The 9,345-nt window shown below is 70.8% G+C and carries 11 protein-coding genes; 8 read left to right on the top strand and 3 right to left on the bottom strand.

Annotated elements, in window-relative coordinates:
* Window positions 1-149 precede the first annotated feature (149 nt).
* From L615_RS16125 to L615_RS16115, 3 genes are read right to left on the bottom strand one after another with little or no spacing between them, the layout of a single operon-like run.
* Window positions 150-1,046, bottom strand: a complete 897-nt coding sequence (locus L615_RS16125) for a heme A synthase (protein ID WP_261376733.1) — start codon at window positions 1,044-1,046, stop codon at window positions 150-152.
* A gap of 2 nt (window positions 1,047-1,048) precedes the next feature.
* Entirely contained in the window at window positions 1,049-1,846 is a 798-nt protein-coding gene (locus tag L615_RS16120; RefSeq protein WP_036516499.1) for an ABC transporter permease, read from the bottom strand.
* Window positions 1,843-2,787, bottom strand: a complete 945-nt coding sequence (locus L615_RS16115; protein WP_261376732.1) for an ABC transporter ATP-binding protein — start codon at window positions 2,785-2,787, stop codon at window positions 1,843-1,845. The genes L615_RS16120 and L615_RS16115 overlap by 4 nt, the downstream gene beginning before the upstream one ends.
* Window positions 2,788-2,830: 43 nt before the next feature.
* On the opposite strand from L615_RS16115, the gene L615_RS16110 reads away from it, so the two are divergent.
* The 8 genes from L615_RS16110 (at window position 2,831) to L615_RS16075 (ending at window position 9,343) form a co-directional block, all read left to right on the top strand.
* Window positions 2,831-3,193 carry a hypothetical protein gene (locus L615_RS16110; protein WP_145725727.1) on the top strand — a complete coding sequence of 121 codons (363 nt, stop codon included), beginning with the start codon at window positions 2,831-2,833 and terminating at the stop codon, window positions 3,191-3,193.
* Window positions 3,186-3,608, top strand: coding sequence for a hypothetical protein (locus L615_RS16105; protein ID WP_145725726.1), 423 nt, complete (start codon window positions 3,186-3,188; stop codon window positions 3,606-3,608). The genes L615_RS16110 and L615_RS16105 overlap by 8 nt, the downstream gene beginning before the upstream one ends.
* 118 nt (window positions 3,609-3,726) lie before the next feature.
* Window positions 3,727-4,398 carry a metalloregulator ArsR/SmtB family transcription factor gene (locus tag L615_RS16100; RefSeq protein ID WP_036516495.1) on the top strand — a complete coding sequence of 224 codons (672 nt, stop codon included), beginning with the start codon at window positions 3,727-3,729 and terminating at the stop codon, window positions 4,396-4,398.
* On the top strand, window positions 4,395-5,813 hold the full coding sequence (sufB, locus tag L615_RS16095; RefSeq protein ID WP_028654059.1) for a Fe-S cluster assembly protein SufB: 1,419 nt from the start codon (window positions 4,395-4,397) through the stop codon (window positions 5,811-5,813). The genes L615_RS16100 and sufB overlap by 4 nt, the downstream gene beginning before the upstream one ends.
* A complete protein-coding gene (gene sufD, locus L615_RS16090) occupies window positions 5,810-6,982 on the top strand; it encodes a Fe-S cluster assembly protein SufD (RefSeq protein WP_145725725.1) in 1,173 nt (390 codons plus the stop codon). The genes sufB and sufD overlap by 4 nt, the downstream gene beginning before the upstream one ends.
* Window positions 6,979-7,314 (top strand): non-heme iron oxygenase ferredoxin subunit, encoded by a 336-nt coding sequence (locus L615_RS16085; protein WP_028654057.1) that lies wholly within the window; start codon window positions 6,979-6,981, stop codon window positions 7,312-7,314. Before sufD ends, L615_RS16085 begins: the two co-directional genes overlap by 4 nt.
* A complete protein-coding gene (sufC, locus tag L615_RS16080; protein WP_145725724.1) occupies window positions 7,311-8,069 on the top strand; it encodes a Fe-S cluster assembly ATPase SufC in 759 nt (252 codons plus the stop codon). Before L615_RS16085 ends, sufC begins: the two co-directional genes overlap by 4 nt.
* Before the next feature lie 2 nt (window positions 8,070-8,071).
* Window positions 8,072-9,343 (top strand): cysteine desulfurase, encoded by a 1,272-nt coding sequence (locus L615_RS16075; RefSeq protein WP_145725723.1) that lies wholly within the window; start codon window positions 8,072-8,074, stop codon window positions 9,341-9,343.
* Window positions 9,344-9,345: the final 2 nt, after the last annotated feature.

The following is a 9,345-nucleotide window of genomic DNA, read 5'->3' as shown; positions in this document are numbered from 1 at the left end:
GCCGGCGGGAGGCACCGCCACCACCCGGCCCGGAAACCAACCCTGCCCAGCAGACCGACCCCCACGATTGGGCAGGAACTACAGGGCCCGACCCCGAATTGTTGCGGTTTGGGACCAAACCGCAGCTCCCGGAGGTGCGACGAGCCCCCTCAGCGGCGGGCGCGGGTGGCGAGCAGCACCCAGGTGATCCCCGCCGACGTCGCGCCGGCGCCGAGCATGTGGATGCCGACGAGGAGCTCGGGGAGGTCGGTGAAGTACTGCCAGAAGCCGATGGCGCCCTGGAGCAGCTCGATGACGAGCAGGAGGCGGGCGGCGCGGAAGAGGGTGAGCAGGCCGAGGCGGCGCGACTGCCAGAGCACGACCAGAGTCAGGGCGACCAGCAGGTAGACCACCCAGGCGTGGACGTGGGACATGACCTGCGGGTCCAGGCCGGTGCGCCGGGAGTCGAGGTCGCCGGAGTGGGGCCCGGAGCCGGTGACGACGGTGCCGAGGTAGAGGACCGCCCAGCCGACGGTGAACAGGGCGGCGGACAGGCGGCGTACCGGGAGCGGCGAGGAGGCGCGGGTGGGGCCGTTGACGTGGTCGATCAGCAGGACGCAGCCGCCGACGATCGCCATCGACACCAGGAGGTGCCCGGCGACGATCCACGGGTTGAGGTCGGTGAGGACGGTGATGCCGCCCAGCACCGCCTGGGCGGGGATGCCGAGCGCGATGATCGTGGACAGCCGTACGGCGAGGGGGTGCTCGGCTGCGCGGGCGCGGGCTGCGAACCAGCAGGCGACGGCGATGGCGACCAGGACGTAGGTCAGCAGCCGGTTGCCGAACTCGATGGCGCCGTGCAGGCCGAGCTCACCGTGGGGCAGGTAGGACTCGTCGGTGCACTTGGGCCAGGTCGGGCAGCCGAGGCCGGAGCCGGTGAGGCGGACGGCACCGCCGGTGACGACGATGCCGATGTTGGCGACGAGGTTCGCCCAGGCGAGGGGCACCAGGCGGTCGCCCAGGGCGCGCTGGATGCCCGACAGGCGGCTCTCGGTCGAGGTGGTCACGGTCACTCCCACTGGAAGGTGCGGGCGGTCAGGACGGAGCCGACGGCGGCCCACGCGACCAGCACGAGCAGGTCGCGGACGGCCACGACGCCGTCGCTGGCGCTCCGCATGGCCTCGCCGAGCGCGCCCGAGGGGAGCCACTGCACGACCTCCCCGAGGCCACCGTACGTGCTGACGGGCAGGATCACGGCACCGCCGGCGAGCAGGAGCAGGTAGACGAGGTTGGCGGCGGCCAGCGTCGCCTCGGCCCGCAGGGTGCCGGCGATCAGCATGCCGAGGGAGGCGAACGCGGCGGTCCCGCACAGGGCCGCGAGCACCACGGCGAGCACGCCGACGAAACCGTCCGGGCCGTCCCAGCCGAGAGCGAGGCCGACGCCGCCGATCACGACGAACTGCACGACTTCGACGGCCAGGAGTGCCGCGACCTTGCCGCCGAGCAGGGTGGTGCGCGAGAGGGGAGCGGTGCCGAGGCGCTTGAGGACGCCGTACCTGCGCTCGAACCCGGTGGCGATCGCCAGCGAGGTGAAGGCCGTCGACATCACCGCGAGGGCGAGCACGCCGGGGGTGAGGACGTCGACCGGGCGGCCGTCGATGCCCAGGTCGAGGCGGTCCGCGCTGCGGACGGCGCCGACGAGGACGATGACCGGGATGACGACGGCGAGCAGCAGCTGCTCACCGTTGCGCAGCATCAGCCGCGCCTCCATCCCGGCCTGGGTCAGCAGCTGCCGGGCCACGGGGGCGGCGCCGGGCGCAGGGGCGAAGGTGCCCGAGCCCGCGGGGGCTCCGATGTCGGGGCTCATCGCAGGTCCTCCCGCCCGGTGAGCTCGAGGAAGACGTCCTCGAGATTGCGCTGGCCCAGCGAGAGCGACTCGGGGAGCACGTCGTGGTCGGCGCACCACGCGGCGACGGTGGCCAGCGTCGTGCCGTCCGCCGGCCCGGAGACCTGGAGGCTGAGCGGGTCGAGGACGGTGAGCTCGGTGCTGTCGCCGAGCGCTCGGGCGAGCGCCTCGGGAGCGCCGGCCGGGAACGGCTGGGTCACCACGAGCCGGATCGTCGCGACGGTGCCGCCGCGGGTGAGCTCGAGCGGCGATCCGCTGGCCACCAGCCGGCCCTGGTCGAGGATGTGGACCTTGTCCGCGAGCCGCTCGGCCTCCTCCAGGTAGTGGGTCGTGAGCACGACCGTGACCCCGTCCGCGCGCAGCTCCTCGAGCAGCTCCCACACGCCGCGGCGGATCTGCGGGTCCAGCCCGGCCGTGGGCTCGTCGACGAAGACCAGCTCGGGACGCCCGATGAGGGCCAGGGCGAGGCCGAGGCGCTGCTGCTGGCCACCGGAGAGCCGCAGAAACAAATACGGCGTGCGGCCGCACTCGTGCAGCGCGAGCCGCTCGACGAGGACGTCGGTCGGGAGCGGGTTGGCGTGCAGCCGGGCGAAGTGGCGCAGCATCTCGTCGGCGCGGGCGCCGCTCCACGCCCCGCCGGCCTGCAGCATGACCCCGATGCGGGGCAGCAGGTCCTGTCGCTGGCGGACCGGGTCGAGTCCGAGCACGCGGACGGTGCCGGCCTGTGGGCGGCGATAGCCCTCGCAGGTCTCGAGGGTCGTGGTCTTCCCGGCGCCGTTGGGGCCGAGGACCGCGGTGATGGTGTGCGCCTCCACCTCGAAGGAGAGGCCGTCGACGGCGGTGCGGTCGCCGTACCGCATCACGAGCCCGTCGACGAGCACGGCAGGACCACCAACAGGCACCCGGCGAGTGTAGGACCCGACCTGCGGCTCTACGCTGGCGGCCGTGACTGGATGGTCCTTCGGCGTGATCCTCGCCATCAGCGGCGTGGTCGCCCTGCTGCTCGTGGTGGACCTCGTCCGTGACCGGGCGGCGCAGGACGCGCACTACATCGGCGCCGGCGTGCTCCAGCTGGCGGTGCTCGCGCAGCTCGTCGCGGGGTGCGTGGCGCTCGGCCGGACCGACCGCGACGTCGAGGGCACCGTCTTCGTGAGCTACCTGGTCACGGTCGCTGTGGTCCCCGTCGTCGGCGCCTTCTTCTCGCTCGCCGAGCGCTCCCGGGTCGGTACGACGATCCTGCTGCTCGCCGTCGCGACCGTCGCCGGGCTCGAGACCCGGCTCTGGGACATCTGGACCGCCCGTGGCTGAGCCGACGACCTCCTCCGCCCCGGACCGCCCGCTCGCGGAGGGCTGGGGCCGGGCCCTGGTCTTCGTCTACGGCATCTTCGCGGTCGCCGCGACCGGTCGCTCAGCGGTCCAGCTCGGCGACGACGCGGGCAAGGTGCCGTACTGGCTGTCGCTGCTCGCCGCGGTGATCTACCTCGTCGCCACGACCTGCCTGCTCGTCGGCGGGCGCACCGGGTGGCGGGTCGCCGCCGCCGCGGTCTCCGTCGAGCTGGTCGGCGTGCTCGCGGTCGGCACGTGGAGCTACCTCGACGACGGGTTGTTCCACGACAAGACGGTCTGGTCGCACTTCGGGCAGGGCTACGGCTTCCTGCCCCTCGTGCTGCCCTTCGCCGGGCTGGCCTGGCTGCGCGCGACCCGTCCCTCGCGGCGGCCCTGAGCCGCGAACGACGTCCCGCCCGGGGGCCGGAGCGTGAGCCGCGTCACCGGGACGCTTCGGGTAAGGGTGACCTTGCTTGAACGGGCTCCGGCAATATCGGCACACTTGTGTTGTGGAAATGGCGACCGAGACCGACCTGCCGACGCGTCAGCGCGTCGCCCGGTCGATCCTCGAGAACGGACCGTCCACCGCGGCGGCCCTCGCCGAGCGCCTCGAGCTGACCCCGGCGGCCGTGCGGCGCCACCTCGACCAGCTGGTCGCGGAGGGCTCCGTCGTCGCCCGCGACCCCCGGCCGGTGGGTTCGCGCGGACGTGGTCGGCCGGCCAAGGTGTTCGCGCTCACCGAGCACGGTCGCGACGCCTTCGACCAGAAGTACGACGACCTCGCGACGGAGGCTCTTCGCTTCCTGGCCGAGACCGGCGGGTCGGAGGCGGTGAAGGCGTTCGCCGAGCGACGGGCCGCCTTCATCGAGAGGAAGTTCCCCGAGGTGCGCGCCGCGCACCCCGAGGCCTCGCCGGCTGAGGTCCTGGCCCTGGTGTTCTCCGACGAGGGGTACGCCGCCACGGTCCGCGAGCTGCCGGTCGTGGGGGAGCAGCTGTGCCAGCAGCACTGCCCGGTCTCCCACGTCGCCCACGAGTTCCCCCAGCTGTGCGAGGCCGAGACCGAGGCGATCAGCCGCGTGCTCGGCACCCATGTCCAGCGACTGGCCACCATCGCCCACGGTGACGGGGTGTGCACGACGTGCATCCCCGACGCAGGCCTCAACAAGAAGGAGCAGGTCACCACATGACCTCGATCGAAGAACTGAACCCCGAGCTCAAGGGCATCGGTCGGTACGAGTTCGGCTGGGCCGACAAGAACGACGTCGGCGCCAACGCGAAGCGCGGCCTCAACGAGGACGTCGTCCGCGACATCTCGGACAAGAAGAGCGAGCCGGGCTGGATGCTGGACCTGCGCCTGAAGGGCCTGAAGCTCTTCGACCGCAAGCCCATGCCCACGTGGGGCTCGGACCTGTCGGACATCGACTTCGACAACATCAAGTACTTCGTGCGGTCCACCGAGAAGCAGGCCCAGAGCTGGGAGGACCTGCCCGAGGACATCAAGAACACCTACGACAAGCTCGGCATCCCGGAGGCGGAGAAGCAGCGCCTGGTCGCCGGTGTCGCCGCGCAGTACGAGTCCGAGGTCGTCTACCACCAGATCCGCGAGGACCTGGAGGAGCAGGGCGTGATCTTCCTCGACACCGACACCGCGCTGAAGGAGCACGAGGACCTCTTCAAGGAGTACTTCGGCACCGTCATCCCCGTCGGCGACAACAAGTTCTCCGCGCTGAACACCGCGGTGTGGTCGGGCGGCTCGTTCATCTACGTGCCCAAGGGTGTCCACGTCGACATCCCGCTCCAGGCCTACTTCCGGATCAACACCGAGAACATGGGCCAGTTCGAGCGGACCCTGATCATCGTCGACGAGGACGCCTACGTGCACTACGTCGAGGGTTGCACCGCGCCGATCTACAGCTCCGACTCGCTGCACTCCGCGGTCGTCGAGATCATCGTGAAGAAGGGCGGCCGCTGCCGCTACACGACCATCCAGAACTGGTCGAACAACGTCTACAACCTCGTCACCAAGCGCGCGGTCTGCGAGGCCGGCGCGACGATGGAGTGGGTCGACGGCAACATCGGCTCCAAGGTCACGATGAAGTACCCCGCCGTCTACCTGATGGGCGAGCACGCCAAGGGCGAGACCCTCTCGATCGCGTTCGCGGGCGAGGGCCAGCACCAGGACGCCGGCGCCAAGATGGTCCACGCCGCGCCGAACACGTCGAGCTCGATCCTGTCGAAGTCGGTCGCCCGCGGCGGCGGCCGGACGTCGTACCGCGGCCTGATCCAGGTCAACGAGGGCGCCCACGGCTCGAAGTCCAACGTGCTGTGCGACGCGCTGCTGGTCGACCAGATCAGCCGGTCCGACACCTACCCGTACGTCGACATCCGCGAGGACGACGTGTCGATGGGCCACGAGGCGTCCGTCTCGAAGGTGTCCGACGACCAGCTGTTCTACCTCATGTCGCGCGGCATGGAGGAGGACGAGGCGATGGCGATGATCGTGCGCGGCTTCGTCGAGCCGATCGCGAAGGAGCTCCCCATGGAGTACGCCCTCGAGCTGAACCGCCTGATCGAACTGCAGATGGAAGGAGCGGTTGGGTGACCGCCGCTGTTGTCAGCGACGCCCTGGAGCAGGAGCACGTCGAGTCCCACCTCCACCCGGAGCCGACCTACGACCTCGAGGCGCACCCGACGCCGACCGGTCGTGAGGAGATCTGGCGGTTCACCCCGCTCAGGCGTCTCCGTGGCCTGCTGGAGGACACCCCCGCCGCCGGTTCGCTCGAGCGCAAGCTCGAGCTGCCCGACGGTGTCACGCTGAGCGAGCTCTCGCTCGAGGAGGCGTCCGCCCTCGGCGGCACGGCGCCCTTCGACCGGCTCGGTGCCCTCGCGGCGAGGAACGCCGGCAGCGCGGTGCTGCTCGACGTCGCCGCCGAGGCCGACGTCACCGAGCCCGTGCGCGTGCAGCTGCACGGGACCGGGACCGAGGAGGCCGTGGCGGGCCGCGTCGTGATCCGTGTCGGCCGCCACGCGCGCGCCGTCGTGCTCGTCGAGCACTCCGGCAGCACGACCTACAACGGCTTCACCACGGTCCTGCTCGGCGACGGTGCCCAGCTCGACCTGGTCCACGTCAACGACTGGGCCGACGACGCCGTGCACGCCGAGCAGATCAACGCCCGCGTGGGCCGCGACGCGACGCTGCGCCAGTTCGAGTTCACCCTCGGTGGCGACCTGGTGCGCACCAGCACCAACGTCGACTACGCCGGCCCCGGCGGCACGGCCGAGCTCTTCGGGCTCTACTTCGCCGACGCCGGCCAGCACTTCGAGCACCGGCTGTTCGTCGACCACAACGCCCCGAAGACGACCTCCAACGTCGTCTACAAGGGCGCGCTGCAGGGCGAGAAGGCGCACACCGTGTGGATCGGCAACGTGCTGATCCGCAAGGTCGCGGAAGGCATCGAGACCTACGAGGAGAACCGCAACCTCGTGCTCACCGACGGCTGCCAGGCCGACTCGGTGCCGAACCTGGAGATCGAGACGGGCGAGATCGAGGGCGCCGGCCACGCGTCGGCGGTCGGCCGCTTCGACGACAACCAGCTCTTCTACCTCCGCTCGCGCGGCATCAGCGAGGCCGAGGCCCGCAAGCTGGTCGTGCGCGGCTTCTTCGACGACCTGATCCGCAAGGTCACCGTCCCCGAGCTCGCCGAGAAGCTGTCGGCGCAGGTCGAGGAGGAGCTCCAGCGCCACGTCCTGGCGGACCTGGAGCTCGCATGACCTTCGAACGCGCCTGCGCGCTCGCCGACGTACCTGCCGACGAGGCCCTCGGGGTCACGATCGACCGGTACGACGTGGCGATCGCCCGCGACGGCGACGACGTCTACGCGCTGCAGGACCTCTGCTCGCACGCGGCCGTCCCGCTGAGCGAGGGCGAGGTCGCCGACTGCACCATCGAGTGCTGGCTGCACGGGTCGACCTTCGACCTGCGCACCGGCAAGCCCACCTGCCTGCCGGCCACCGAGCCGGTGGCCACCTTCCCTGTCGAAGTCCGCGACGGCGACGTCTACGTCGACGTGGAGACCACCCTGAACGGAGTCACCCCTTCATGAGCACGCTCGAGATCAAGGACCTGCAGGTCCAGGTCCAGACCGAGGACGGACCCAAGGAGATCCTCAAGGGCGTCACGCTGACCATCAAGGACGGCGAGACGCACGCGATCATGGGCCCCAACGGCTCCGGCAAGTCGACGCTGGCGTACTCGATCGCGGGCCACCCGCGCTACGAGATCACCGGCGGCACCGTCACCCTCGACGGCGAGGACGTCCTCGAGATGTCCGTCGACGAGCGCGCCCGCGCCGGCCTGTTCCTCGCGATGCAGTACCCCGTCGAGGTCCCCGGCGTCTCGGTGGCCAACTTCCTGCGCACCGCCAAGACCGCGATCGACGGCGAGGCCCCCAAGCTGCGCACGTGGGTCAAGGAGGTCAACGGCGCGATGGAGCGGATGAACCTCGACGCCTCCTTCTCGCAGCGCTCGGTCAACGAGGGCTTCTCCGGTGGTGAGAAGAAGCGCCACGAGATCGCCCAGCTCGACCTGCTCGACCCGAAGGTCGCGATCCTCGACGAGACCGACTCCGGCCTCGACATCGACGCGCTCAAGGTCGTCTCCGAGGGCGTCAACCGCTTCCGCGAGCGCGACGGCAAGGGCGTCCTGCTGATCACGCACTACACGCGGATCCTGCGCTACATCAAGCCCGACCACGTGCACGTGTTCGTCGCCGGCAAGGTCGCCGAGTCCGGCGGTCCCGAGCTGGCCGAGGAGCTGGAGGCCAACGGTTACGAGCGCTTCCTCGAGGCGGCGGTCTGATCATGACCCTGGAGGGTCTGCTCCCCGAGCTGGCGGTCATCCGCAAGGACTTCCCGATCCTCGAGCGCACGCTCGCGGGCGGGTTGCCGCTGGTCTACCTCGACAGCGCGAACACCTCGCAGAAGCCGCAGGTGGTGATCGACACGATGGTCGACCACCTCGAGCGGCACAACGCGAACATCGCGCGGGCGATGCACCAGCTCGGCGCCGAGTCCACCGAGGCGTTCGAGGCGGCGCGCGACAAGGTCGCGGCCTTCATCGGCGCCCCGGAGCGGGACGAGGTGATCTTCACGAAGAACGCCTCCGAGGCGCTCAACCTGGTCGCGAACACCCTGGCCTGGCCGGGGGACCGGCAGGTGGGCCCCGGTGACGAGGTGGTCATCACGGAGATGGAGCACCACTCCAACATCGTGCCGTGGCAGCTGCTCACGCAGCGCACCGGCGCGACGCTGCGGTGGTTCGGCCTCACCGACGACGGCCAGCTCGACCTGTCGGCGATCGACGAGCTCATCACCGAGCGCACGAAGGTCGTGTCGCTGACCTGGGTGTCGAACATGCTCGGCACGATCAACCCGATCGCGGAGATCACCCGCAAGGCGCACGCCGTCGGCGCACTCGTCGTCGTCGACGCCTCGCAGGCGGCGCCGCAGCTGCCGATCGACCTGGCGGCCATGCCGGCCGAGGAGCGTCCCGACCTGCTGGCCTTCACCGGCCACAAGGTCGTCGGCCCGACCGGCATCGGCGTGCTCTGGGGCTCGCGGGCCGTGCTCGACGTGCTCCCGCCCTTCCTCGGTGGTGGCGAGATGATCGAGACCGTCCGGATGGACGGCTCGACCTACGCCGGCATCCCGCACAAGTTCGAGGCCGGCACGCCGCCGATCGTCGAGGCCGTCGGCCTCGGCGCGGCCGTCGACTACCTCGGCCACGTCGGGATGGAGGCGATCCACCGCCACGAGCAGGCGATCACCGCCTACGCGCTCGAGGGCCTGCAGTCGGTCAAGGGCCTCACGGTCCTCGGCCCGCTGGACGCCACCCGGCGCGGGGGAGCGATCTCGTTCGAGGTCGAGGGTGTGCACCCGCACGACATCGCGCAGGTGCTCGACAGCCGCGGCGTCGCCGTGCGTGCCGGGCACCACTGCGCGAAGCCGGCGCACGCGCGCTTCGGCGTGCAGAGCTCGACGCGGATGTCGTCGTACCTCTACACCGAGCCGCGCGAGATCGACGCCCTCGTCGAGGCGCTGGAATACACCCGCTCCTACTTCAAGTTGGACTGAGG

The sequence above is a fragment of the Nocardioides sp. J9 genome, from assembly GCF_007829375.1.
In the GTDB taxonomy this organism is placed as follows: domain Bacteria; phylum Actinomycetota; class Actinomycetes; order Propionibacteriales; family Nocardioidaceae; genus Nocardioides.
The sequence above is the reverse complement of the archived record's forward strand: the minus strand, read 5'-3'. Positions and strand labels throughout refer to the sequence as shown.